This window comes from Bradyrhizobium sp. CCGUVB14, assembly GCF_024199935.1.
Lineage (GTDB): Bacteria > Pseudomonadota > Alphaproteobacteria > Rhizobiales > Xanthobacteraceae > Bradyrhizobium.
On record NZ_JANADS010000001.1, the window covers coordinates 5,514,489 to 5,539,667 of the forward strand.

At 63.2% G+C, this 25,179-nt stretch carries 25 protein-coding genes and 1 pseudogene; 16 read left to right on the plus strand and 10 right to left on the minus strand.

Features of this window, described 5'->3' with window-relative positions; genetic code table 11:
- Window positions 1-14: 14 nt before the first annotated feature.
- Window positions 15-2,759 (minus strand): DNA gyrase subunit A, encoded by a 2,745-nt coding sequence (gene gyrA / locus NLM32_RS25675; protein ID WP_254131634.1) that lies wholly within the window; start codon window positions 2,757-2,759, stop codon window positions 15-17.
- A gap of 168 nt (window positions 2,760-2,927) precedes the next feature.
- Entirely contained in the window at window positions 2,928-3,326 is a 399-nt protein-coding gene (locus NLM32_RS25680; protein ID WP_254131635.1) for a DUF2306 domain-containing protein, read from the minus strand.
- Between the two features lie 278 nt (window positions 3,327-3,604).
- Here NLM32_RS25680 and NLM32_RS25685 point away from each other — a divergent pair, with 278 nt between their 5' ends.
- Window positions 3,605-3,964 (plus strand): low molecular weight protein tyrosine phosphatase family protein, encoded by a 360-nt coding sequence (locus NLM32_RS25685; protein WP_254131636.1) that lies wholly within the window; start codon window positions 3,605-3,607, stop codon window positions 3,962-3,964.
- Window positions 3,965-3,967: 3 nt separating this feature from the next.
- On the opposite strand, the gene NLM32_RS25690 is transcribed toward NLM32_RS25685, so the two are convergent.
- Window positions 3,968-4,465, minus strand: a complete 498-nt coding sequence (locus NLM32_RS25690; protein WP_063683369.1) for a single-stranded DNA-binding protein — start codon at window positions 4,463-4,465, stop codon at window positions 3,968-3,970.
- 434 nt (window positions 4,466-4,899) lie between these two features.
- On the opposite strand from NLM32_RS25690, the gene NLM32_RS25695 reads away from it, so the two are divergent.
- From NLM32_RS25695 to NLM32_RS25725, 7 genes are all read left to right on the plus strand, one after another.
- Window positions 4,900-5,670 carry an outer membrane protein gene (locus NLM32_RS25695; RefSeq protein WP_254131637.1) on the plus strand — a complete coding sequence of 257 codons (771 nt, stop codon included), beginning with the start codon at window positions 4,900-4,902 and terminating at the stop codon, window positions 5,668-5,670.
- Between the two features lie 233 nt (window positions 5,671-5,903).
- Entirely contained in the window at window positions 5,904-6,590 is a 687-nt protein-coding gene (locus NLM32_RS25700; RefSeq protein WP_254131638.1) for an outer membrane protein, read from the plus strand.
- A 245-nt stretch (window positions 6,591-6,835) separates the two neighbouring features.
- Window positions 6,836-7,588: an outer membrane protein gene (locus NLM32_RS25705; protein WP_254131639.1), complete on the plus strand. Its 753-nt coding sequence runs from the start codon at window positions 6,836-6,838 to the stop codon at window positions 7,586-7,588.
- A 158-nt stretch (window positions 7,589-7,746) separates the two neighbouring features.
- A complete protein-coding gene (locus NLM32_RS25710; protein ID WP_254131640.1) occupies window positions 7,747-8,502 on the plus strand; it encodes an outer membrane protein in 756 nt (251 codons plus the stop codon).
- 322 nt (window positions 8,503-8,824) lie between these two features.
- On the plus strand, window positions 8,825-11,803 hold the full coding sequence (gene uvrA / locus NLM32_RS25715) for an excinuclease ABC subunit UvrA (protein ID WP_254131641.1): 2,979 nt from the start codon (window positions 8,825-8,827) through the stop codon (window positions 11,801-11,803).
- 7 nt (window positions 11,804-11,810) lie between these two features.
- On the plus strand, window positions 11,811-12,197 hold the full coding sequence (locus NLM32_RS25720; protein ID WP_254131642.1) for a barstar family protein: 387 nt from the start codon (window positions 11,811-11,813) through the stop codon (window positions 12,195-12,197).
- Window positions 12,198-12,245: 48 nt separating this feature from the next.
- Window positions 12,246-12,809 (plus strand): DinB family protein, encoded by a 564-nt coding sequence (locus NLM32_RS25725; protein ID WP_254131643.1) that lies wholly within the window; start codon window positions 12,246-12,248, stop codon window positions 12,807-12,809.
- A 35-nt stretch (window positions 12,810-12,844) separates the two neighbouring features.
- On the opposite strand, the gene NLM32_RS25730 is transcribed toward NLM32_RS25725, so the two are convergent.
- A complete protein-coding gene (locus tag NLM32_RS25730; RefSeq protein WP_254131644.1) occupies window positions 12,845-13,396 on the minus strand; it encodes an RNA 2'-phosphotransferase in 552 nt (183 codons plus the stop codon).
- A 73-nt stretch (window positions 13,397-13,469) separates the two neighbouring features.
- Here NLM32_RS25730 and NLM32_RS25735 point away from each other — a divergent pair, with 73 nt between their 5' ends.
- The 4 genes and pseudogenes from NLM32_RS25735 to NLM32_RS25750 form a co-directional block, all read left to right on the plus strand.
- Window positions 13,470-13,793, plus strand: coding sequence for a hypothetical protein (locus NLM32_RS25735; protein ID WP_254131645.1), 324 nt, complete (start codon window positions 13,470-13,472; stop codon window positions 13,791-13,793).
- A 116-nt stretch (window positions 13,794-13,909) separates the two neighbouring features.
- The gene (locus NLM32_RS25740; protein ID WP_254131646.1) at window positions 13,910-14,551 is read left to right on the plus strand and encodes an HAD-IA family hydrolase; all 642 of its coding nucleotides are present in this window, start codon (window positions 13,910-13,912) and stop codon (window positions 14,549-14,551) included.
- 30 nt (window positions 14,552-14,581) lie between these two features.
- Window positions 14,582-14,914, plus strand: a complete 333-nt coding sequence (locus tag NLM32_RS25745) for a hypothetical protein (protein WP_254131647.1) — start codon at window positions 14,582-14,584, stop codon at window positions 14,912-14,914.
- Window positions 14,915-14,946: 32 nt separating this feature from the next.
- A pseudogene (locus NLM32_RS25750) lies at window positions 14,947-15,507 on the plus strand (nucleoside hydrolase); the annotation flags it as partial.
- Window positions 15,508-15,598: 91 nt separating this feature from the next.
- Here NLM32_RS25750 and NLM32_RS25755 read toward each other — a convergent pair.
- Window positions 15,599-16,546, minus strand: coding sequence for a cytochrome D1 domain-containing protein (locus NLM32_RS25755; RefSeq protein WP_254131648.1), 948 nt, complete (start codon window positions 16,544-16,546; stop codon window positions 15,599-15,601).
- A gap of 2 nt (window positions 16,547-16,548) precedes the next feature.
- Window positions 16,549-17,103, minus strand: coding sequence for an SRPBCC family protein (locus tag NLM32_RS25760; RefSeq protein ID WP_254131649.1), 555 nt, complete (start codon window positions 17,101-17,103; stop codon window positions 16,549-16,551).
- A gap of 961 nt (window positions 17,104-18,064) precedes the next feature.
- On the opposite strand from NLM32_RS25760, the gene NLM32_RS25765 reads away from it, so the two are divergent.
- The gene (locus tag NLM32_RS25765) at window positions 18,065-20,134 is read left to right on the plus strand and encodes a DUF1217 domain-containing protein (RefSeq protein WP_254131650.1); all 2,070 of its coding nucleotides are present in this window, start codon (window positions 18,065-18,067) and stop codon (window positions 20,132-20,134) included.
- A gap of 133 nt (window positions 20,135-20,267) precedes the next feature.
- On the opposite strand, the gene NLM32_RS25770 is transcribed toward NLM32_RS25765, so the two are convergent.
- From NLM32_RS25770 to NLM32_RS25780, 3 genes are all read right to left on the minus strand, one after another.
- Complete coding sequence (locus NLM32_RS25770) at window positions 20,268-21,128, minus strand: PCC domain-containing protein (RefSeq protein ID WP_254131651.1); 861 nt, start codon at window positions 21,126-21,128, stop codon at window positions 20,268-20,270.
- A gap of 9 nt (window positions 21,129-21,137) precedes the next feature.
- Complete coding sequence (locus NLM32_RS25775) at window positions 21,138-22,745, minus strand: acyl-CoA synthetase (RefSeq protein WP_254131652.1); 1,608 nt, start codon at window positions 22,743-22,745, stop codon at window positions 21,138-21,140.
- Between the two features lie 105 nt (window positions 22,746-22,850).
- Window positions 22,851-23,348, minus strand: a complete 498-nt coding sequence (locus tag NLM32_RS25780) for a hypothetical protein (protein WP_254131653.1) — start codon at window positions 23,346-23,348, stop codon at window positions 22,851-22,853.
- Between the two features lie 94 nt (window positions 23,349-23,442).
- On the opposite strand from NLM32_RS25780, the gene NLM32_RS25785 reads away from it, so the two are divergent.
- The 3 genes from NLM32_RS25785 to NLM32_RS25795 all read left to right on the plus strand — a co-directional run bounded on the left by NLM32_RS25785 (window position 23,443) and on the right by NLM32_RS25795 (window position 24,706).
- Window positions 23,443-23,811, plus strand: coding sequence for a hypothetical protein (locus tag NLM32_RS25785; RefSeq protein ID WP_254131654.1), 369 nt, complete (start codon window positions 23,443-23,445; stop codon window positions 23,809-23,811).
- 92 nt (window positions 23,812-23,903) lie between these two features.
- Window positions 23,904-24,419 (plus strand): DUF3828 domain-containing protein, encoded by a 516-nt coding sequence (locus NLM32_RS25790; RefSeq protein ID WP_254131655.1) that lies wholly within the window; start codon window positions 23,904-23,906, stop codon window positions 24,417-24,419.
- A gap of 11 nt (window positions 24,420-24,430) precedes the next feature.
- Window positions 24,431-24,706 carry a GNAT family N-acetyltransferase gene (locus tag NLM32_RS25795; protein WP_254131656.1) on the plus strand — a complete coding sequence of 92 codons (276 nt, stop codon included), beginning with the start codon at window positions 24,431-24,433 and terminating at the stop codon, window positions 24,704-24,706.
- 49 nt (window positions 24,707-24,755) lie between these two features.
- On the opposite strand, the gene NLM32_RS25800 is transcribed toward NLM32_RS25795, so the two are convergent.
- Complete coding sequence (locus tag NLM32_RS25800; RefSeq protein ID WP_254131657.1) at window positions 24,756-25,154, minus strand: SPW repeat protein; 399 nt, start codon at window positions 25,152-25,154, stop codon at window positions 24,756-24,758.
- Window positions 25,155-25,179 lie beyond the last annotated feature (25 nt).

Below are 25,179 nucleotides of genomic sequence, written 5' to 3' on the forward strand. Positions count from 1 at the left end.
CACGGAGCCGCGCATTACTCTCCGTTCGGCTCCCCGTTCGCCCCGTTGCCGTTCTCGGCCTCTTCCGTGATGTGCTCGACCGAAACGACGTGCTCGTCCTCGGCGGTGTCGAACACGATCACGCCTTGCGTCGATCGGCCGGCGACGCGGATGCCTTCGACCGGACAGCGGATCAGCTGGCCCTTGTCGGTCACCAGCATGATCTGGTCGGCGTCTTCCACCGGGAACGAGGCCACCAGGTTGCCGTTGCGGTTGTTGACGCTCATGGCGACGATGCCTTTGCCGCCGCGGCCCGTGGTCCGGTATTCGTAGGACGAGGTCCGCTTGCCGTAGCCGTTGATGGAGACGGTCAGCACGACCTGCTCGGCCGCCGACATCTCGGCATAGCGCTCCTGCGCCAGCTGGAAGCTGCCCGACGTCTCCTCCGCCTCGGCATCCGCGGGGGCTTCCTCGCTTGCGGCCTCGCCGGCGACCGCGCGGCGCATCTTCAAATAGGCCGAGCGCTCGTCGGAGGTGGTCTCGACATGGCGCAGGATCGCCAGCGAGATCACCTTGTCGCCCTCGCCAAGCGCGATGCCGCGCACGCCCATCGAGGTGCGCCCGGTGAACACGCGCACGTCGGGGACCGGGAAGCGGATGCACTGGCCGCCGGCGCCGGTCAGCAGCACGTCGTCACGCTCGGTGCAGATCTGCACGTCGACGATTGCTTCGCCCTCATCGAGCTTCATGGCGATGATGCCGGAGCGGCGGACGTCGACGAAGTCGGACAGCTTGTTGCGCCGGACGTTGCCGCCTGTCGTGGCGAACATCACGTCGAGCTGGCCCCAGGTCGATTCATCCTCGGGCAGCGGCATGATGGTGGTGATGCGCTCGCCCTGCTCCAGCGGCAGGATGTTGATCATCGCCTTGCCGCGCGCGTTCGGCGCCGCCATCGGCAGCCGCCAGACCTTTTCCTTGTAGACCTGGCCGCGGGACGAGAAGAACAGCACCGGAGTATGCGTCGATGCGACAAAGAGCCGGCTGACGAAATCCTCGTCGCGGGTCTGCATGCCGGAGCGGCCTTTGCCGCCGCGGCGCTGGGCGCGATAGGCCGACAGCGGCACGCGCTTGACGTAGCCGGCATGCGAGACGGTAACGACCATGTCCTCGCGCTGGATCAGGTCCTCGTCCTCGACCTCGCCTTCCTGCTCCATGATCACGGTCTTGCGCGGCGTGGCGAACTCGGCCTTCACCTCGGCGAGCTCGGTCTTGATGATGGTCAGCACGCGCTCGCGCGAGCGCAGAATGTCGAGATAATCGGCGATCTCGCCGGCAAGCTTGTCGAGCTCATCGCGGATTTCGTCACGGCCGAGTGCGGTAAGCCGTTGAAGCCGCAGGTCCAGAATGGCCCTCGCCTGTTCCATCGACAGCCGGATCGTCCCATCCTCGCTGATGCGGTGGCGGGGATCGTCGATCAGCGTCAGCATGTCCTCGACATCGCGGGCCGGCCAGTCGCGCGACATCAGGGTGTCGCGCGCGGTGGTCGGGTCGGGTGACGTGCGGATGACACGGATCATCTCGTCGATATTGGCGACTGCGATGGCGAGACCGACCAGGATGTGCGCGCGATCGCGCGCCTTGGCGAGCAGGTACTTGGTGCGGCGAGTGACGACCCGCTCGCGGAAGTCGACGAAGATGGCCAGCAGGTCCTTCAGATGCATGATCCGCGGACGGCCGCTGTCGAGCGCCACCATGTTGACGCCGAAGCTCGTCTGCAGCGGCGTGAATCTGTACAGCTGGTTCAGCACCACATCCGGCACGGCGTCGCGCTTCAATTCGATGACGACGCGGTAGCCATCGCGGTCGGATTCATCGCGCAGGTCGCCGATGCCTTCGATCTTCTTTTCCTTGACCAGCTCGGCGATGCGCTCGACCATCGTCGCCTTGTTGACCTGGTAGGGAATCTCCGTGACGATGAGCGCCTCTCGCTCCTTGCGGATGGTCTCGATGGCGACCTTGCCACGCATGACGATCGAGCCGCGGCCAAGGTGGTAGGCCGAGCGGATGCCCTGCCGTCCGAGGATGACGCCGCCGGTCGGGAAATCCGGTCCCGGCACGATGTTGATGAGCTCGTCGATGGTCAGCGCGGGGTTGTCGATCAGCGCGACGCAGGCGTCGATGACCTCGCCAAGATTATGCGGCGGGATGTTGGTCGCCATGCCGACCGCGATGCCGCCGGCGCCGTTAACGAGCAGGTTCGGGAACTTGGCCGGAAGGACCGACGGCTCGGTCTCGTTGTTGTCGTAGTTCGGCTGGAAGTCGACGGTGTCCTTGTCGATGTCGGCCAGCAGGGCCAGCGCCGCCTTCGTCAGCCGCGCTTCGGTGTAACGATAGGCGGCCGGGGGATCGCCATCGACCGAGCCGAAATTGCCCTGACCGTCGATCAGCGGCACGCGCATCGAGAAGTCCTGCGCCATGCGGACCATGGCGTCGTAAATCGACTGGTCGCCGTGCGGGTGATACTTACCGATGACGTCACCGACCACGCGGGCGGACTTGACGTACTTCTTGTCCGGCGTGTGCCCCTGCTCGTTCATCGAGTACAGGATGCGGCGATGCACCGGCTTCAGACCGTCGCGGGCATCTGGCAACGCACGCGCCACGATCACGCTCATGGCGTAGTCGAGATAGGACTTCTTCATCTCCTCGAAGATGGAGACGGGGCGAATATCCGAGGGTTGCGCCGGCTGGTCGCCGGGCTTGTTGTCGTCGTCAGCCAAGGGGGAATCCGGTGAAATTTTATCTGGGAATCATATAGCGCATCGACGCCCTGATAACCACCCTTGGGGGCTTCCGGGAAGCGCTTTTTCCGACTGTTTTTCCAGAGACTTACGCCACTCCTGCCACCGTCTCGGGCGGGGTCCGAAGGAGCGCCCTGGAACCGTCCCTTACGCCCCGAAAAACACGCTGTGCATGATGCGTCCGGGCAGCAGTGTGAACAGGCCCGCCACCACCAGCGCGCCGGTAAAAAGGAAGATCATGGTCCACCGATGTGCGGCGACGCGATGCGTGTGGGCCCGCCATACCGCGAGCGGCAGCATCACCAGCGTGAAGATCGACAGCAGATGGATCGGGCTGAACGGCCCGACCAGGCGGATCTGGTGGATCCAGAACGACGAGACGGCCACCACGGCCATCAGTGCCACCCAGATCCAGCCGATCGTCCGGTGCGGCAGCGTGCCCTTGGGCGCGGCAAACTGCACGAGGCCGAGCACGAAGGCCGCCATCGCCGCGAAGGCGTGCAGCGGGATCGCAGGTGCAGCGTCAAGCAGCGGCGTGAAGCTCATGTGGCCCTCTGGTCGGAACCGACCATGTGAATAGGATTAACATAAAGTTAATACCATTCACATCGCGACCCGTCAAAGGCTTGAGGCAGCACATGAGACCAGCCCGGAAAAGCCGAGCCTGGCCCGTCGATTGGCAGGAAATCCTACCGCCTCACACGAGCCGGCTACCGCGTTGGAAGAGAAGCGCCCTCTCGGCGAACGCCACCGTGGCGACGTGGAAGATTCCGTCGACCACCAAAAGCTGTGTATCTAGCCCTGACTATTTCGGAGCGGTCAAAGTGACCAACGTCCTCTTCGTCTGCAGCGCCAATCGCCTCCGCAGTCCGACGGCCGAGCAGGTGTTTTCGACCTGGCCGGGGATCGAGACCGACTCGGCCGGCATCTCGAACGACGCAGACGTGCTGTTGTCGACCGAACAGGTCGAATGGGCCGACATCATCTTCGTGATGGAGAAGGCCCATCGGACCAAGCTGAACCGGAAATTCCGCGCCAGCCTGAATGGCAAGCGCGTCATTTGCCTCGACATTCCGGACGACTACGAGTTCATGGATCCCGTCTTGGTCGGGATGCTCGAAAACCGGGCCGGTCGTTTTCTGTCCCGGCCCGCGCCAACTCGCTCCACCCGCGTCAAAGGCTAAGCCTCAGAACGGGATATCGTCGTCCATGTCGTTGTTGCGGCCACCGCCGCCGGCCGCAACCGGGCGGCGCGGTGCGCTGCTGACCGGACCGGACGAGCCGAAATCGCCGCCCGGCTCGTCGCCGAAGCTGCCGCCTCCGCCGCCACCGCCGCGGCCGTCGAGCATCGTCAGGGTCGAGTTGAAGCCCTGGAGCACGACTTCGGTGGAGTACTTCTCAGCGCCCTGCTGATCGGTCCATTTGCGGGTCTGCAGTGCGCCCTCGATGTAAACCTTGGCGCCCTTCTTCAAATATTGCTCGGCGACCTTGCAGAGCCCTTCATTGAAGATCACGACGCGATGCCACTCGGTCTTTTCCTTGCGCTCGCCGCTGTTCTTGTCGCGCCAGGTCTCGGAGGTGGCGATGCTCAGATTCGCGATCGGCCGCCCGTCCTGGGTGCGGCGGATCTCCGGATCCTTGCCAAGATTTCCAACCAGAATGACCTTGTTGACGCTTCCCGCCATCGCCGCTCTCCACTCCAAATGCCAATGAATTTCGAAAAGGCGCGCCCGCGCTGCCGCCTGTTGGGCCGACCCTATACGCTTACGAGCACTGATCGGCCCGCCACGCCCTCGGTTATCCCCATATATAGCATCGGCGGAATATTTGTTCCAGATTTGTTCCTGCCAAAACTGGCGCCGATTTTGTGCACAACGCGTTCCTGAGGCCGCTATTCACTGTGCGATGAATTGGAACTTTCCCGAGTTCCGTAAAACGCCAAAAACTTCTTAACATTCATCAACTTGCGCGGTCTTCGATTGGCCGGCAAGTGTTGCATTCCGGAGACGGACTCCACCTCGAGATGCGCGTAAGGTTGCCTCGAAATTGTTCATTTGGGCGTCGCGCCTGACTGACCGCTCCGGGGACCTTTGGAGCGGTCGACATTGGGGAGACTGTAATGAAGAAAATTCTGTTTGGAGCAATCGGTATCGTTGCGTTGGGCTTGTCGGCTCCCGCAAGCGCAGCGGATATGGCGGCACGCCCCTACACCAAGGCGCCAATTGTGGCACCTGCTCCCATCTACACCTGGACTGGCTTCTATCTCGGTGTTCAGGGCGGCGGTGGCTGGGGCCGAAGCAACGAAACGTATTTCCTTGCCCCCAATACGCCCGCCTTCGTCGGATCGCAGAACTACGACACCAGCGGCGGCTTCGTCGGCGGCGTCGCCGGCTACAATTGGCAGATGGGCGCCTTCGTCATTGGTCTCGAGGGCGATTATCACTGGGCCGACATCAGCGGTCGGTCGTCGGTGATCAATGTTGGTCCGCCGAACCTCGGCGACAGCTACGCCACCAAGCTGCGCGGCTTCGGAGACATCAAGGGCCGCGTTGGTTACGCCTGGGGACCGGCGCTCTGGTTCGTGAGCGGCGGTGCGGCCGTCGGCGATATTCAGCACCGCTATGACGCAGCCCTCAACGGCGGCGCGGCCAACACTTTCGTCCAGAACGACTGGCGCTGGGGTTGGACCCTCGGTACCGGCGTGGAGTACATGTTCGCTCCGAACTGGTCGGCAAAGGTTGAGTACAACTACATCGACCTCGGCAAGAGCACGATCCAGTACTCGCCCGTGGTGGCGAATCGCTCGGAGTGGAACGACACGATTCACACCATCAAGGCCGGCGTGAACTACCACTTCAATTGGGGTACGCCCGTCGTCGCGAAGTACTGATCCATCTGAAACCATTCAGGAATCAAAGGCCGGCCTTGTGCCGGCCTTTTTGTTTTTGTTCCCGATGGGAACTATAGGTCAGCGACTGTTACATTTTTTATCTGTTGTGGCATTTGAGAGACACAACTTGCGGCTTCAGTGGTGTAAGCCGACGTCAGTTGGACCACAGCGTCCGATACTGCTTCCGACGCACGGAAGTCCAAAACAGAAACTGGGACTGGGATTTGTTGAATATGAAGAAGATCTTGTTGGCTTCGGCCGCTCTGCTCGCCCTCACTGGCGCCGCTTCGGCTGCCGACCTGGCGGCTCGCCCCTACACCAAGGCTCCTGTGGCCGTGGCTTCGGTCTACAATTGGACCGGCTTCTATCTCGGTATCGTCGGCGGCGGCGCTTGGGAAGATTCGGGCAGCCCGCGGATGCAGGGTGGCTTCGTCGGCGGCACCGCCGGCTACAACTGGCAGACCGGCAACGTTGTGTTCGGTGTCGAGGCTGACGGCGCCTGGGCCGATGTCAGCGCTTCGGCGACCGGCGCGACCGTCGTCCCCGGCTTCGGCGTCGTGACCGCGACCGCCAGCTCCAAGACCGACGCGATGGGCACCGTGCGCGGCCGTATCGGCTACGCCATCAACAACGTCCTGGTCTACGGCACCGGCGGCTACGCCTGGATCGACAACAAGATCACCCTCTCCGCGCTCGGCGTGTCCGCGTCGGACAGCAAGTTCCACTCCGGCTGGACCGTCGGCGCGGGCGTCGAGGCGTTCTTCGCTCCGCAGTGGTCGGTCAAGGGCGAGTACCTCTATCGCAGCCTCGGCGGCGAGACCTACTTCACCGGCGCTCTGCCCACCGGCACGCTCAACTTCCACACCGTGCAGGTCGGCGTGAACTATCATTTCAACGGCCCGATCGTCGCCAAGTACTGAGTTCAGTACCGGGCTTCGGCTCTTACGCCATCAGGTTACGAAAGGCCGGCCTTGTGCCGGCCTTTTTGTTTTCGCCGCCCGGTGCGACGAACCGTCATCTCGATGGACGCGCTTTCCCGCATGTTGTGGCTTATCGGGCACACAACCTGTAGATTAATTGCGCTAGACATAGGCGAACGGACCTTCGAGTCCGATGCCCTTCCGCTACACGGGACGGCCAAGCAGAAACTGGGGATTAGGTTGAAATGAAGAATATTTTGTTCGCTTCCGTCAGCTTGCTCGCAGTGAGCGCAGTCGCCCCCGCGATGGCCGCAGATCTCGCCGCACGCCCCTACACCAAGGCCCCGGTGGCCGTGGCTTCGGTCTACAACTGGAACGGCTTCTACATCGGCGGCAACGCCGGCGGCGGCTCGAGCCACAATTGCTGGGATACGACCAGTGTCGCTGGCGTCGCCGTCCCCACGACGAGCGAGGGTTGCCATAATGCGACCGGCGCCCTCGTCGGCGGCCAGATTGGTTATCGCTGGCAGGCCACCAACTGGGTGTTCGGCCTCGAAGCGCAGGGCGATTGGGCTGATCTGAAGGGTTCGAACACGAGCTCGCCGGCCGCCTTCTTCCCGCTGGTGAACAATACCAAGATCGACGCCCTCGGCCTCTTCACCGGCCAGGTGGGTTATGCCTGGAACAACGTGCTCTGGTACGTGAAGGGCGGCGCGGCCGTCACCCACAACAAGTTCAGCGGCACTCTGGCTGGTGTCACGTTCGGCTCCGCGACCGACACGCGTTGGGGCGGCGCCGTTGGCACCGGCATCGAGTTCGGCTTCGCGCCGAACTGGTCCGTCGGCGTCGAATATAACCACCTGTTCATGGGCAAGCACACCGACAGCTTCACCGCGTTCGGCCTGCCCTTCCGCGCTGACAGCATCAAGCAGGACGTGGATATGGCCACGGTTCGCGTGAACTACACCTTCGGTGGCCCGGTGGTCGCCAGGTATTGATCTAACGTTTTGAGCTTCGGCTCTGACGTCATCACGTTACGAAAGGCCGGCCTTGTGCCGGCCTTTTTGTTTTCGCGCCCCGATGCGCCGAACCGTCAAGGAATCGTAAGGCGCGCGCATGGCGCTCGCGAATTGGTTCGGCGAGTTGGGGACGCGACATGAAGACTTGGGCAGTGGCTGCGATCAGCCTGTTCGCATGCGGTGCGCTTGCACCGGCCGTTGCTGCGGATCTCCCGCTCTATCCCAAAGCGCCGGTGGCGCCCGTACCCGCTCTCGAATGGACCGGCGTCTATGGCGGCATCAATGGCGGCGGCGGCCTCGGCCATGCCTGCTGGAGCGTTGTTGCCGTCAGCGGCGTTGCGATCAATCCGGCCGTCGGCGAAGGCTGCCACAATGCCAGCGGCGGCACGGTCGGTGCCCAGCTCGGCTATCGCTGGCAGAAGGCGCACTGGGTTCTCGGCGTGGAAGGCCAAGGCAACTGGGCCGACTTCAAGGGCAGCAATGTCAGCCTGGTGCTGGCGCCGCTGAACAACCGCACCAGGATCGACAGCTTTGGTCTGTTCACCGGCCAGCTCGGCTACACCGTGAACAGCGTGCTGTTCTACGGCAAGGCGGGTGCAGCGGTCGCTCACGACAAATACGACGAGTTCGTTCCGGGCGTCGGCGTCGTGTCCAACACGCTCAGCCAGACCCGCTGGGGCTACAGTGCAGGCTTCGGCGTGGAATATGCCTTTGCGGAAAACTGGTCGGTCGGCGGCGAGTACGACCATCTGTTCCTCGGCCATCACGGCGGCGATCTCGGCGGCGCTGCGCTCGTTCCGCCCGGTCGCACCGAGCGGATCGGCCAGGACATCGACATCGGGCTGATCCGCGTCAACTATCGCTGGGGCGGCCCGGTCGTCGCCAAATACTGAGCGAGATACGCCTCGAAAAAGGACTTCCTCCAAGGACCTGGTCGTGTGCGGATTGCCCCAAATCCGCATCCAAGCGCGAACGAAGGGCCGGCCTTGCGCTGGCCCTTCGCTTGTTCCGGACGGCGCGCTACTGCCAAGTCACTGCCAAGTCTCGCCAGAGCGCCAACAATCCGTTGACGATTCGCAAGTCCCTCTGGAAATCCGTCTCCGTTCTTCCTACGTTCGCTGACAACCCCATCGGCGCCGATCCCGGTTCCGGGCGAAGCGCGCCTTTTATGTCGGCGCGATCGCGCACCTTTGGGATTCCTTGAGGGCAACTCGGATGGATGAAGTGATCAAGGCGAAGCGCCAACAGCAGAACGCGGGCTCGAGCCTGCGCGCAATTACGATCCGTGGCGCGCGCGAGCACAACCTCAAGAACATCGACGTCGAGATTCCCCGCGACAAGCTGGTGGTATTCACCGGCCTCTCAGGCTCCGGCAAATCCTCGCTCGCCTTCGACACGATCTACGCGGAAGGCCAGCGCCGCTATGTCGAGTCGCTCTCGGCCTATGCCCGCCAGTTCCTCGAGATGATGCAGAAGCCTGACGTCGACCAGATCGACGGCCTGTCTCCGGCAATCTCGATCGAGCAGAAGACGACGTCGAAGAACCCGCGCTCGACCGTCGGCACGGTGACCGAGATCTACGACTACATGCGCCTGCTCTGGGCGCGCGTCGGCGTGCCCTATTCACCGGCCACGGGCCTGCCGATCGAGAGCCAGACCGTGTCGCAGATGGTCGACCGCGTGCTGACGCTGCCGGAAGGCACCCGCCTTTACCTGCTCGCCCCCGTCGTGCGCGGCCGCAAGGGCGAGTACCGCAAGGAACTCGCCGAATGGCTCAAGAAGGGCTTTCAGCGCGTCAAGATCGACGGCACCTTCTACGAGCTTGCGGAGGCGCCGACGCTCGACAAGAAATTCCCGCATGACATCGACGTCGTCGTCGACCGCATCGTGGTGCGCGCCGACATCGGCCAGCGCCTCGCCGAAAGTTTTGAGACCGCGCTGAAGCTCGCCGAGGGCCTCGCGGTGATCGAGTATGCCGATGCGCCGGCCGCTGCTGCGCCTGCGGAAGAGAAAAAGAAGACCGCGAAGATCCACGACAAGAGCGGGCCCGAGCGCATCCTGTTCTCGGAAAAATTCGCCTGCCCGGTCTCCGGCTTCACCATTCCCGAGATCGAGCCGCGCCTGTTCTCGTTCAACAACCCCTATGGCGCCTGCCCGGCCTGCGGCGGCCTCGGCGTCGAGCAGCATGTCGACGAGGACCTCGTCATCCCCGACAAGGAGCTCGCGATCGGCAAGGGCGCGATCGCGCCCTGGGCCAAATCGTCGTCGCCCTATTACACCCAGACGCTGACCGCGCTCGGCAAGCACTACAAGTTCACGCTGACCACCAAGTGGAAGGATCTGCCGAAGAAGACGCAGAACGCGATCCTGCATGGCTCCGGCGAGGACGAGATCAAGTTCTCTTACGAGGACGGGGTGCGCTCCTACGACACCAAGAAGCCGTTCGAAGGCGTCATCACCAACATCAACCGCCGCTATCGCGAGACCGAGAGCGAGTGGGCCCGCGAAGAGCTGGCAAAGTATTTCCACGACGTGCCCTGCGGCGCCTGCAACGGCTTCCGGCTCAAGCCCGAGGCGCTCTGCGTCAAGATCGGGGCAAAGCATATCGGCGAGATCTCGGAGCTGTCGGTCAAGAATGCCGGCGCCTGGTTCGAGACCGTGCCGGAGGCGCTGAACGCGCAGCAGAACGAGATTGCGGGGCGCATCCTCAAGGAGATCCGCGAACGCCTCACCTTCCTGCTCGACGTCGGCCTCAACTACCTCACCCTCTCCCGCTCGTCCGGCACGCTGTCCGGCGGCGAGAGCCAGCGCATCCGCCTGGCCTCGCAGATCGGCTCGGGCCTGACCGGCGTGCTCTACGTGCTGGACGAGCCCTCGATCGGCCTGCACCAGCGCGACAACGCACGCCTGCTCGACACGCTGAAGCGACTGCGCGACCTCGGCAACACCGTGATCGTGGTCGAGCATGACGAGGACGCCATTCTGCTCGCCGACCACGTGCTCGATATCGGTCCGGGCGCCGGCATGCATGGCGGCAACATCATCGCCGAAGGCACGCCCGCCGAGATCATGCGCAACCCGAAATCGCTCACCGGCAAATATCTCACCGGCGAGCTCGAGGTCGAGGTGCCGGAGCGGCGTCCGCCGAACCATCGCCGCACCATCAAGGTGGTGAATGCGCGCGGCAATAACCTCAAGAACGTCACGGCGGAAATTCCGCTCGGCCTGTTCACCGCCGTCACCGGCGTGTCCGGCGGCGGCAAGTCGACGCTGCTGATCGACACGCTCTACAAGTCGATCGCGCGCAAGCTGAATGGCGCCAGCGAAGGCGCCGCCCCGCATGACCGCATCGAGGGCCTGGAGCATATCGACAAGATCATCGACATCGACCAGTCGCCGATCGGCCGGACCCCGCGCTCGAACCCGGCGACCTATACCGGCGCCTTCACGCCGATCCGCGAATGGTTTGCCGGTCTGCCCGAAGCGAAAGCGCGCGGCTACGAGCCCGGCCGCTTCTCCTTCAACGTCAAGGGCGGCCGTTGCGAAGCCTGCCAGGGCGACGGCGTCATCAAGATCGAGATGCACTTCCTGCCCGACGTCTACGTCACATGCGACGTCTGCAAGGGCAAGCGCTACAACCGCGAGACGCTGGAAGTCCTGTTCAAGGGCAAGTCTATCGCCGACGTGCTCGACATGACCGTCGAGGAAGCCGCCGAGTTCTTCAAGGCGGTGCCGCGCGTGCGTGAGACCTTCCAGACCCTGCACCGCGTCGGCCTCGACTACATCCATGTCGGCCAGCAGGCGACGACGCTGTCGGGCGGCGAAGCCCAGCGCGTCAAACTCGCCAAGGAGCTGTCGAAGCGCGCCACCGGCCGCACGCTCTACATCCTGGACGAGCCGACCACCGGCCTGCACTTCCACGACGTCAAGAAGCTGCTGGAAGTGCTGCACGAGCTGGTCGCGCAGGGCAACACGGTCGTCGTCATCGAGCACAATCTCGAAGTCATCAAGACCGCAGACTGGGTCATCGACCTCGGCCCCGAAGGCGGCGACGGCGGCGGCGAGATCGTCGCCTGGGGCCCGCCGGAGGACATCGTGAAGGCAGCGCGGAGCTACACCGGAAAGTTTTTGGAGCCAGTGCTGAAGAAGGCGCGGAAGCCGAAGCGAAGGAGCACGAGCGAGGCGGCGGAGTGACGACGCGATGCCGTACGGTTTTGAATTTGGAGATGATGTCGCATCTCCCGACGCTGCCGTACGCGCCAACGTCCCTGGGAAGATCGCGCACAAGACGGCGCTTCTAGCCACGATCGCGACGCAGCTCAGATTTCCGGACTATTTTGGAGGAAATTGGGATGCGCTCGAGGAATGCATCTGCGATCTATCCTGGTTGCCAACTGGCCGGGTACTCGTGAAACACGACGACCTGCCGCTCGTTGACGATGTACGGAACGCAATCGTCTACGTTGCCATACTGAACAGCGCCACCCGCAAGATGTCGAGGTCGGAGCAACATCCGCTTTCGATCGTTTTCCCAGCCCAATACCGTGACCAGGTCTTGTGGCTACTTCGATCCAGCAAAAGCTCGTAGGATCAGAACGTGCAGGCGGTTTGGCGTTGATCCCGGAGGAAAACCGACATGTCCGCTGGACTTGTGCAAACCTACCGCGCCTTCGCTCACAACAATGCCTGGGCGAACCATCGCCTTCTCACCGCCTGCGCCGGTCTCAGCCAGGCCGAGTTCGAAGCCGGGCGAACCGGCTTCTTCCCGAGCGTTCAACGCACGCTGAACCACATCTATGTCATCGATCTCTTCTACATCGATGCACTGGAGGGCGGCTGGCTCGGACCACGTGCCTGGGAAAACGAGGTGCCGTATCCCTCGCTTTCCGAGCTGAAACCCGCCCAAGCCGCCATGGACAAGCGCCTGCTCGCCATTTGCGATGTGCTGACGCCCGAGCTTCTCGACGGCACGGTCCGGATCAACCGCGACACCAGCGTCCAGACCGAGCGTCGCGACCGGTTGCTGATGCATCTATTTCAGCACCAGATGCATCACCGCGGACAGGCGCACGCCATGCTGTCCGAAACGGGCGTTGCGCCGCCCCAGCTCGATGAGTTCTTCGCAGAGGGAGAAGCGCCGCTTCGAGCTACCGAGTTCGCCGAGCTTGGTTGGACCGAGGTGACCGTTTGGAAATCCTAAGGTGGACTGGGTCTCCTCTTCCCATGCCCGTTACCTCATTCGGTGGTGGTCGATGCCAAGAATTCCGGCGGAACGGTATCGGTCAGCCACACCCCATTGTCAGCGCGATAGAACTTGAGCCCACGCGCATGCATGGCAGCCGCATCGATCTTGAAGATGTGAGGCCTTCCGTGGCGCTGCCCAACACGCAGGGCTGTCGATTCATCCACGGAAAGGTGTACCTGCTGGCGGGACTGGGGCTTCAGGCCCTCCGACAGAATCGACTCCAGAAACCGCACTGCTGTCCCGTGATAGAGCGTCGCAGGCGGTTCTTGCGCGGCCAGGCCAAGTTCAACCGAGAAGGAATGCCCTTGTGCGGCGCGAATGCGTTCAGCGTCGGGTGACAGTGAGAAACGCTTCTTGTCGCTCTCCGCGACGACACGCAACAGATCGTCGCGGCCAAACTTCGTGCCGGCGGCGCTTGCTTTGGCGATCAGATCATCGATTCCGGCCCAACCTTGCGAATCGAGCACGAGCCCGATCGCGTCCGGCTGGTGGCGCAGGACGAGGCTCAGAAACTTGCTGAGCTGGGTGTCGTTGATCGGCATGGCTTCCCTTCCAATCCCGCACCTCTACACTTAAGCGTTCGACAATGCCAGCTGAGGTGATCTGGAGGGACCGATGCCCAGCCGAACCTATACGCTCTTCCGCAAAGCCATCCTCGCCGAGCAACAGGTGACATGCGTCTACGAGGGCCGCCACCGCGAGCTTTGCCCGCATATCATCGGCACCAACAAGAGCGGCGAGGAAGCCGTGCTGGCCTGGCAGTTTGCCGGCGAAAGCAGCGGGCCACTACCGCAATGGCGATGTCTGAAGCTGGCCAACGTGAGCGCTGCGCAGGCCCGCAATGGCCGCTGGCACGAGGGTGGCTCTCACCGAACCACTCAGACCTGCGTCAGCAACATCGATCTTGATATCAATGTTCACGTCCGCAAGTTGCGGTGACAATTGCCGTCTATGATCGCCGGGTTGATTTCAATACGCTCATGCCGCATGGCTATACTCGAATTCTGCCGAACAATTGCACGCCACACTGCTTGTCAGCGAACTGCCCCTCCTTCATGCCCTATTCCCTCGCCATCTTCGACCTCGACGGCACGCTCGTCGACAGCTTCCCCTGGTTCCTGCGCACCATCAACGACGTTGCCGATCGCTTCGGCTTTCGCCGCGTTCGGGATGAGGATGTCGAGGGGCTACGGCATGCCTCGACACGGGAGATTCTCTCCCGGCTCGAAGTGCCCTTGTGGAAGCTGCCGGCGATCGCGCGCCATGCGCGGCGGCTGAAGGGCGAAGCGGCGGCGGAGATTTCGCTGTTTGCGGGCGCCGAGGCGATGCTGCGGACACTCTCCGGGAACGGCATACAGCTCGCGCTGGTGACGTCGGACAGCGAGGTCAATGCGAAGGCCAAGCTCGGCGACGTCGCCTCCCTTTTCTCGCATTTCGACTGCGCGGCTTCGGTGTTCGGCAAACCGGCCAAATTCCGCCGGGTGATGCGGCGCGCCGCCGTGGAGCCGACCAAAGTCATCTCGATCGGCGATGAGGTCCGCGACATCGATGCGGCGCGCGCGGTGGGCATCGCCTGCGGCGCGGTCAGCTGGGGTTACGCAGCGCCTGCAGCATTGCAGGCGCTTGCGCCGGACTACATGTTCGCGCAGATGGATGAGATCGCGGATGCGGTCGGCCGGACGCCGGCAAAAATCTGAAGCGCAAGAGCCCGCGCTGGGGAGACGGTAATGACACTCACGTACGCAGCCCGCCTCAAGCTCCTCACTTCGCCGGCCGGCCGGTTGCGTGTCGTGCTCGACACCGACACTTACAACGAGATCGACGACCAGTTCGCGCTGGTGCAAATGCTGCTGTCGCCGGAGCGGTTTGACGTCGAGGCGATCTACGCCGCGCCGTTCTTCAATGCGCGTGCGGACAGTCCCGGCCACGGCATGGAGCTGAGCTATCAGGAAATCCTGCGCCTGCTGGAGCGCCTGAACGTTGCGCCGGATGGCTTGGTGCATCGCGGCGTCATCGACTATGTCGGCCCCGGCAAGATGGCCCGGCCAGCCCCGCCGTAGACGACCTCGTCGCCCGGGCCCGTGCAGGCTCGCCGGACAACCCGCTCTACGTCATCGCCATCGGCGCCATCAGCAACGTCGCCTCGGCGCTGCTCAAGGCGCCCGATATCATCGACCGCATCGTGGTGGTGTGGCTCGGCGGCCATGCGCTGGATTGGCCTGACACCATCGAGTTCAACCTCAAGCAGGACGTCGGCGGCGCGCAGGTGCTGCTCGACAGCGGCGTCCCGCTTGTGCTGGTGCCGTGCAGGGGCGTTACCTCGCGCCTTCATTCGACGGTGCCGGAGATCGAGCGCTACGTCGAGCCGCATGGCAGCATCGGCGCGTTCCTCGCTCAGAGGTTCAAGGAATATTCCGAGGATCACATGGGCTGGGCCAAGGAGATCTGGGACATGGCGCCGGTCGGCTGGCTGCTCAATCCATTGTGGGCGCCGAGCGTGATCATCCCTGCCCCGGTTCTCACCGATCAGATGACCTGGAGCGTCGACCGACGGCGGCACCCGATCCGCTACGTGACCTATGTGGATCGCAATCCGATCCTGAAGGATTTTTTCGTGAAGCTGCGCGATTTTGCGGCATCGAAGGTGCCGTAGGGTGAGCAAGGCGCAGCGTGCCCACCGATAGTCTCGTGGGCACGGCGCGTTGCGCCATTGCCCACCCTACGGCAGCGTGCGTTAATCCGCCCTACTCCGTCTTCCGCAAGAACGCCCCGAATGCGCGCGGGCCGTCGCCGGTCTTGACCTCGCCGATCACCTTCATCTCGGCCGCATCGATGATGTCGAGCGTGTTGCTCTCCCAGCAGGCGACGATGATGCGCTTGCCGTCGGCGGTCGCGTTGATGCCCTCGGGATAGTCGCCGACATTGATGCGCTTGACCGGCTTCAGGGTCGCGACATCGAACACGCTCACCGTGCCGCCATACTGGTCGGTGACGAAGCCGCGCCCCTGCGTCAGCGCCACCGCATAGGGCCGCATCCCGACCGGCACGCGGCCGATCTCGGTGCCGCCTGCGATATCGATCACCGAGACGTCGTTGGAGCCGACATTGGCGGTGTAGGCGCGCTTGCCCTCGGCGTCGATGGTGACACCGAACGGACGGGTGCCGACCTTGACGACCGCCTTGCGCTCGCGCGTCGCGGTGTCCACCACCGAAACGCTGTCGTCATCGCGGTCCGCCGAGAGCAGCAGCTTGCCGTCCGGCGTCACCGCGAGCCCCGACGGCGAGGCGCCGACCGCGACGCTGGCGGTCACGCTGCGCGACGCCGCATCGATCACCCGCACCGCAGCCGCATACCAGTCGGCGACATAGACCGTCTTGCCGTCGGGCGAGACGGCAATGCCGAGCGGCCCGCCGCCGACCTCGATACGGCCGGCGACCTGCCGCGTTGCGGCGTCCACCACCGTCACCGCCTTGGCGTCCGGGCTCGTGACATAGGCAAAGCGGCCGTCCGCGGTGACGGCCACGCCGGCCGGCTTGCCGCCGATCGGGATGGTCGCAACGCTACGCGCCGTCGCGAGGTCCACGACCATCAGATCGTCGCTGAGCTGATTGGTGACGAACGCCTCTTCGGCAGAGGCGCCGCTGACGCTAGCTAGACCGGCGGCGAGCGCCGCCAGGACCAGGGCCCGCACGGTCAGCTTCCGCTCTCGATCTTCTTCTTCAGCGCTTCGAGGCCGGTCTGATAAAGCCCCTTCACCGCCTTGACCGCGGCTTCGTCGCTCAGCTCCGGCGGCGGATCGTTGTTGGGAAAGCCGCGGTAGAACGCACCGGCCCATTCCAGCGTCGTGCCCTTGCCGTCGGTGCTGGGCGTCACCGTGAGCGTCGAGGAATAATTGGTGACCGGCAGCACCTTCACGTCGACTTTGGTGATCCGATAGGAATAGGTCATCGCGGCGGCGTCGAACTTGTAGAGCTCCTCGTCGACGGTGGCACCTCCCGTCAGGGTCAGCCGCCGCGTCGCTTCAATGTCGTTGCCCTTCTCGCCCTCGGTCTTGGTCACAGGCGGAAGCCAGCTCATGTCCTGGAAATTGCCGATCACCGCCCAGACCTTGGCCGGCGGCGCGTTGATTTCGATGGATTCCCGCACCTTCTGCCGGGTCGGTCCATGAGCCCAAGCTGTAGTCAGAGCCATTCCGGCCACCGCAAGCACCGCCACCCCGGCGATCGCCCTACCGATCGTCATCCTCATCTCGTTTCCTCGTCCTTTGACCATGCGCGACTTGAGGCGCGCTGACGCCATGGTAACGCATTTTCGGGCCGTGGGGAGACCGCTTCGTGGCATCGGCATGGCGACCGCAACGCTCGCGCCCCACAAGCCCTTGCGTCGCCCGGCGGGCAAAACACGCCAGACGATGGTCAATGCTTCCACGGCAAAACAATTCGCTTTACTCGAATTCGGAAATACATCATATTCCGACCATCCCAACCCAGCCGAGGGGCGCTATCGCGATCGTCACGACACGCGGGATGGGACGTGGTGGACGTGGGTCACATCGGCGCGAAGGGTTTTGCAGGGCGGGCAACCGTGAGCGAGACCGTCGCGCGCACGACCGGTGTGATCGGCGTACGGCAAAATCGTGTGGTCCTGGCGCCCGGAGCCTGTGCGCCAAGTCTTGTGGTGATGCGTATCGCCCAACCGGGTCTGCGTGTCAGCCATCTGCAAGGCGACGGGGGCAATAGTGCATCGCTCCCCGGGGAGATCACGACATAAGCCGTCAAACCACTGCGCAGGGAAGGCCGGATGTTTGGCTTCACCTGTATGCCGCTGTGCAGCCTCTTGTAGCGCAACCTTCGCACAGTGGACCGCGGGTGCCAGCCGGCACCCGGTCTTCCCTGCGCCCTCGGCACTTTTGAGGGCGGTGACGACCGCAAAGCTCGGGCACGGCGCGCCGCGAGGATGAGAGTCTGTGTCCGCAATCCCAAGATGTTGATTAAAACACGAAGCTTGCGGGTGGCTTGCCAAACAGGTCCGCGCGATGCGGCACTTGGGCGCAAGCGACACCTAAAGTTGTTACCCAGAATCGCAGCAATAAATTGTAACAATGTTTCTGTCTGCTGGCATGAGGCCAGTCCCTGCCTTGCGACCCGGCAATGATTGACGGACGTCCAGGACCCTCCGACAAGCCCCGCCGGGCCGTCAGGAATTCCCCATGGTGTCCACCTATTTTGGCTATAGCTACGTCACGCGCAATCTCGCACAGACCCTGACGCGGGTGGCGCAGCAATCGGACGTGTCGCGCGAAGCTGCCTATTACAAAGCCAACATCGGCAAGGTGCACTCCGTTGACGACCTGATGAACGACTACCGCCTGTATCACTACGTCACGAAAGCCTACGGCCTGGAAGACATGGCCTACGCCAAGGCCTTCATGAAGAAGGTACTGCAGAGCGATCTTTCGGACGCCAAAAGCTTTGCCAACACGCTGATCGACAAGCGCTACCGGGAATTTGCCGCCGCATTTTCGTTCGGTGGCGGTGAAACGAAGGTTGCGCAGTCGGACAACCAGACCGACGACATGATCGGGCTGTACACGGCAGCCATGAAGAGCAACGTCGATGCTGTTGCCGCCGACACGAAATACTACAACGCCACAATCGGCAGCGTGACCAGTGCCGACCAGCTTCTCAACGACGATCGTCTTCGCAACTATGTCGCCTCGGCATTCGGGATCGACCAGAGCAAGTGGCCGCGTGACACCATCAAGCAGGTCCTGACCAGCGATCCGTCCGATCCGAACAGCTACGTCAACACCACCTTCGCTTCCCAGCTAGGTGGCCTGAACGCCCAGCTGGCCCAGGCCAAATCGGATGCAACCGACGCCAGCTCGAAGATCGCCGACTACACCGCGCAACTGTCGCAGCCCGGCGCCGACGTTGCCCAGTTGAATGTGCAGATACTGGTCGAAAAATATCACCTGCAGTCGGCCGCAAGCACCATCTCCAGCACCAACGATGCCATTGCGGCGACCGGCAACTTCATGGATCTGGCCGGAGCGTTCGAGTTTTCGGCCGACGGTTCGCTTCCAACGGGGACCCCGGCGCAGACCGCCGCAAACATCGCCAGCACGACCAAGAGTTTTGACGACAGCAAGTCGGCCGTCTATGCGGCAGCAAGCCCGTTGCAGGAAGCTCTGGTCATCGCACAATTCAGAAAATTCATCCCCAATGTGACTTCGCTCCAGACGCTCGTGTCCACACCAGGTGCCTACAATTTCGCGCTGGCAGCCGTAGGCCTCGATCCCACAAAGGTCTCACAGTCCACAGTGAAGGCTGTTCTCGAAAGCGACCTCAACGACCCCAAGAGCTACGTCTATACGCTCAAGGACAATCGATACGTCAAGCTCGCGCGCGCGTTCAACTTTGACGCCAAGGGCAATCTGACGACACCCCTGACCGCCCAGGGTTCGGCCGAAGTCCTCGATATCGCCAAGGACTACGTCATTGAAAAATTGAAGAATGCAAGCAAGCAGGACCAGGCCAAAGTCAAGGCTCAAGCCCAGAAAGACGCGACGGACTATCAACAGTCGATAGGCGACATCGACAGCGTTTCCGATCTCCTCGCGAACAAAAAGATGGTCAACTTCATTCTTGTCGCCAAGGGTCTCGACCCCGCGAAAGTGAGCACCGCCTATCTCAAGAAGATCTTCGCCTCCGATCTGAACGATCCCAAGAGCTTCGCGAACACGGAGAGCGACCCACGCTTTGCCGAGATCGCGGCGTCGTTCAATTTCGACAGCAAGGGCAATGTCGCGCGCCTGCCAATGGTGGGCCCGCAAAAGCGCGATCAATTCCTGGCAACGCAGAAGAACTATCTCGAGCAAAGCCTGGAACAGCAGCAGGGCGATACGAATCCCGGCGTGCGTCTTGCGCTGTACTTTCAGCGAAAGGCGGGGGAAATCACCTCCGCATACGACATCCTGGCCGACAAAGCTCTCTCGGAGGTGTTTCGAACCACCTTCGATTTACCTGATCAGATGGCGTCGATGCAGATCGATCAGCAGGCCAAGATCGTGGAGAAATACCTCAATCTCAAAGATCTCGGAGATCCCACGAAGGTTGCAAAGCTGTTGAGCCGTTTCTCGGCCATGTATGACGCGAAGAACGCCAGCCAGACCTACTCGCCCGTGCTCGACCTCTTCCAGGGATCGAGCTCGGGGACATCAGGCTTCAGTGAATCGACATATCTGGCCATGGCGAAAATGCGCGCCAGCCCGTGGTGATCACTCTCTGTCATTGCGAGCGAAGCGAAGCAATCCAGACTATTGCCGCGGAAAGATTCTGGATTGCTTCGCTGCGCTCGCAATGACGACGGAGAGAGCAAGCGTCAATCACGGTCCACTACGCATGCTCGCGCTACTCCAGCGCCTCCAGCACCAGCTCCATCGTCATCAGCACCGGATTGTCGCCGCGGACCAGGCGGCCCTCGGCGATGCCACCGGTGTAGTCGATGAGGGCGACGTCGAGCGCAGCCTCCAGCGCGCCGGATGTATCAGGTGCGATCGTCCCAGCAGTGATCGCCAGCTCCGTGGCGAACGGCTCGATCACGCCGCCATGGGTAAAGCGCGCGCCGATGGTCGAGCCGACGCCGCCGTGGATTTTTGCGCGCGCAATGCCGTGCGCCCTGCAGAAAGCTTCGAGGCAGCCGGCAAAATCCTGGTTGGGCCGCAGTCGCAGCGCGAAAGCGCGGCTCGTCGTGCGCGCACCGGTGCGCGCGGCGGCGACCGGCCCGAACAGCTTGAAATTGGTCTCTAGGTCGGGCTCCGCCGTGAACATCGCACCATCAATGCCGAAAGCCTGGACCTCGAAGGGTTCAGAAACAACGGTCTCGTCCGGCAGCATGTGGCCGCCGCTCGCCTTGCCGTCCGCCTCGGTCCACAGCCCGTGGCAATGATAGAACGGCGCGCCGTCGCGCATGCCCAGCGTCATGCTGCCGAGCCTGGTGCGCGTCACCCCCGCCGGCCGATAGGTATCGCTGTAGAAGGCCGCATTCTCGCCTGTCTTGGACAGCGCCGGCATCACGTAACCAAACGGCCCGAGCGCGCCGTGGCCGAAATTCAGCACACCGCTGGTAAAGCCTTCCGCCGCAAAACCGCGGCGCGCGGCTTCCAGCAGCGGCAGGCCTGCATCAACCGTGAACGAAAAGGCGCGCCCCCTCGCCTCCACCCATTGGATACGCTCAGTGACGGGCGCGCCCGGCTGCTTGATACTCCGCATCACGTCAACTCAGCCCGCCTTGGTCTTGTCGAGATCGAGCAGCCCGCGCGCCTCGAGCTCGTCGCGCACCATGCGTTTCGGCACCTTGCCATAGCCGGATTTCGGCAGCGCCTCCCAGAAGAAGAACCGCTTCGGCATCTTGTAGCGCGGCACCTTCGGCAGCAGGAACGCCGCCATCTCGGCTTCGCTCACAGGCTTCGTCCCCTCGCGCGCGACGCAGACGGCGACGCCGACCTCGCCCCAGGTCGCATCGGGCACGCCGAGCACGGCGACCTCGCCGACCGCCGGATGCGTCAGGATCTTTTCCTCGATTTCACGCGGATAGATGTTGGAGCCGCCGGAAATGTACATGTCGGAGGCGCGGCCGGTGATGTAGACGAACCCCTCCTCGTCCATGTGGCCGAGATCGCCGGTGCGAAACCAGCCGTTGCGGAACGCCTTCGCGTTGGCCTCGGGGTTATCGTAGTAGCCGGCGAGCACCGCAGGCCCGATCACGCAGATCTCGCCGCTCTGGTTCGCCTTGAGCTCGCGGCCCTCGTCGTCCTGGATCGAGACCTGCATGCCGGTCCGCTCGAAGCCGCAGGTGCCGATCTTCGCATGCGGGCCGTCCTCGGGATCGTGCAGCGCCGCCGGCAGCACGGTGATGTTGCCGGTGACCTCGCCGAGGCCAAAATACTGCACGATGACCTTGCCGAGCTTGTTCAGCGCGGCCTTCTGATCCTCGCGATACATCGGCGCGCCGGCATAGATCACGTGACGCAGCGAGGAATGATCGTATTTGTCGGCGGCGGGGTGCTCGACCATCATCTTCAAGATCGTCGGCACCGTGAAGAGATTGCCGACCCGGTGCGTCGCGATCAGGCGGAACGCCTCATCGATGTCGAATTTCTCGGTCGGCAACAGCACGGTGCAGACGCCGCGCGCGGTCTGCACCAGCTGATGCACGCCGGCGCCATGCGACAGAGGCGCCACCACCAGCGACGCATCCGCTTCCGTAACGCCGGGGGTGAGATCGGCGAGATGATTGGTGACGACAAAGCCCATCTGGCCGTGGGTCAGTACCGCGGCCTTGGAGCGGCCGGTGGTGCCGGAGGTGAAGAAGAACCAGCAGGGATCATCATGCTCGACCGCGACGTTGTCGACCATTTGGCCTGCCTGCGAAGCGATGGCGTCGGCCACCGAGCGTTCGGCGAACGAAGCCTTGCCGTCGATGCTCCAGGTGAACTCCAGCGCACCACCGGTCACGGCCGCCGCGTGCTCGGGAAAATCGACGTGGCACAGAAATGCCTTCGCACCGGAGGCCTGTGCAAGATAAGCCACCTCATCCGGCATCAGGCGGAAATTGGTGGGCACCCAGACTGCGCCGAGCCGGAACGCGGCGAACATCGAGAAGAACATCTCGTCGCCATTCTTGGAATGAACGAGAATGCGGTCGCCCTTGGCAATGCCGCGCGCAGCGAGCGCCGCGGCCAGTGCGGAGACCTGCGCATCGATCTCGCGCCAGGTCCAGGATTTGTCACCCCAGACGAAGCCGGGGCGTGATCCATGCCGCCGCGCATTCTGGGTCAGCATATGGGCGAGATTCATGACGCGGCGGGACATGCGGAGCGGCTGCATCGGGCTTCCTCTTCGACGGCAGACGGCACGCAAGCCGCCCGCTCATTGGAGCCCATTTATCGTCATCGAGAGCGGCGTAGCAAGACCGCCGGCCGGGCACCAGCCCTACGGTTTCCTGAACTCGAACGGCGTCGCCGTAATCGCCTTTTCCTTGACACAGGCCTGCACACCGAAGCCGCCGCAATAGCTGCCGTGCAGGTCGAAGCGGATGACGCGCCCCGCACCTCGCTTCATCGCGGGAGCCACGATGCTGTAGCTGCGGACGTAGCCGTCGAACACGGCGCGCACGCTGCCGTCCGGCCGCGTCACCAGGATGTCCAGCACGCAACCGCCGGTTCCGCAATAGGTGCTCTCGCGCTCGCCACACTTGGTGTCGCGGAAATCGACGATGTAATCGTCGCGGCCGTCGCCGGTCAGGTCGACCTGACGCACCGTGTCCGGCGCGAAGGTTACCGCGCCGCCGCCCTGGCTGTCACATTCCTCATTGGCGTAACGCAGCGCTTTCTGCACGGCAGGCGGATAGTCGGCAGGATTGAACGGCTTTGCCTCATCGGCGCGTGCGGCGGCCGTGAGCATCGTGAGCAGAACGATCAGATATCGCATGCGCGTTGGTCGCGGGCGCAGCCGCAATCGTTCAGGGAATTTTAAACATGATCGGCGCAACCTGCATCAGTCCTTGCGTACAGAGTGCCCCATCATGGTCAAAGCGCCCGCCTTCCTGCTGCTGTCGTTGGCGCTCGCCGGATGCGCGGTGGCCCCGCAAGCCCATCTCGCCTCCGATCCAGCCTTCAAGCCCGCGCGCTATGCCTGGGATGGCGCTGGCGCAGATCCGAACCAGCCGCGTACCACCGCCCAGCCATCGCGGGCAACACGCACGGCCGCCGCATCCGAGCGTGCCGGGGCGCAAGCCGGGCTCCAGCCCTATTCGAAGGAGTGGTGGCAGGCTCAGGACGGCATCGAGGCCGAGCAGGACGCCAAGGTCAATCGCTCGCTCGTCATCTGCCAGGGCTGCCTCCCCGCCAGGCCTCAGCCGGAAGATTCGCGCCTCGCCAAGGCGGCGGATTGAACCGAACCGCGCGTCCTTCGGTCTACTGAGATACCGCGCTGACTGGGCCATTCCGGCCTATGGTCGCGTGCCGTTTATCTCAGGGACAATCCATGTTCACCCGTCGCAGCCTTATCGCCGCCTCCCTCTTCGCCGCCGCCACGCCAGCCTTCGCTCAGGCGCCCGCCGCCAGCGATCCCGCCTCCATCCTGACTGCGATCTACACCCGCGCAGCCAAGGGCAAGGGCGATGGGGGCGCCGCCTTCGTCACCGAGAACAAGGCCGCGAAAGCAAAATATCTCTCCAAGGCCCTGGTCGCCTTATGGGCCAAGGCGGATGCGCATACGCCGAAGGGCGACGTCGGGCCGATCGATTTCGATCCCGTCACCAATTCGCAGGAACCTGACGTAAAATCGTTCAAGGTTGACGCGGAGAAGACGGAGGCCGACAAGGCGACGCTCGCGGTGACCATCACCGGCCACCGCAACGACCGCAAACCCGCCGACCAGATCGTGCGTTACGATTTCGTGCGCGAGGCCAACAGCTGGAAGATCGACGACATCAAGGGCTCCTCCGACGGCGAGGCCTGGTCGATCCGCAACATGCTGACGGACGCGCTGAAGAGCTGACTGGAGACATCATGAGCGACGTGATCAACAACAAGGCCCATCACCGTTACGAGCTCGAGGTGGAGGGCCACCTCGCGACCGAGCATTACAAGCTCGACGGCAATGTCATTACCTTCGAGCACACCGACGTGCCGAAAGAGCTCGGTGGCAAGGGCGTCGGCTCAAAGCTGGTGCAAGGCGCGCTCGACCAGGTCCGCGCGGCCGGCTTGAAGCTGGTCCCGGAATGCCCGTTCGTGAAGGCGTGGATCGAGAAGCATCCGGAGTATGCGGATCTGGTGAAGAGATAACCAGGCTCAGGCCCGCCGACCGCGCAGCGGGCCTGCCGAAATCCAAGACCTACTGCCCGTGCTTGAGCATATCCTGGTCACTCAGATCCCAGTCCTGCCACAGCTGGAGCACGCCGAGGATCACCGCCACCGCGCCGAGACTCGTATGGTAGATCCGGAGAAAACCTTCGCCGGAATAGCCAAGCATCAAGGGCGAGACGATGAGCCACAGCCCGACCAGGATCGTCGCGACCTCCTGCCAGCGCCGCAACGCGACATATTCGAGCTGACTGAGGCCAAATATGACGAGGCCGATCGTGACCGTGTGCAGGACCATCATCTCGTTTCCAATGATTCCTGCGCGATCCTGGACGGGAAACCACGGCGACGCGACAACCAGCGCGCCGAGCAGCATCCCACACCAGTCTTCCCATGTTCGATGAGTATTCAAAAAACCAAAGTCCGACATCGTAACCTCCTACAAAAGAGGCATA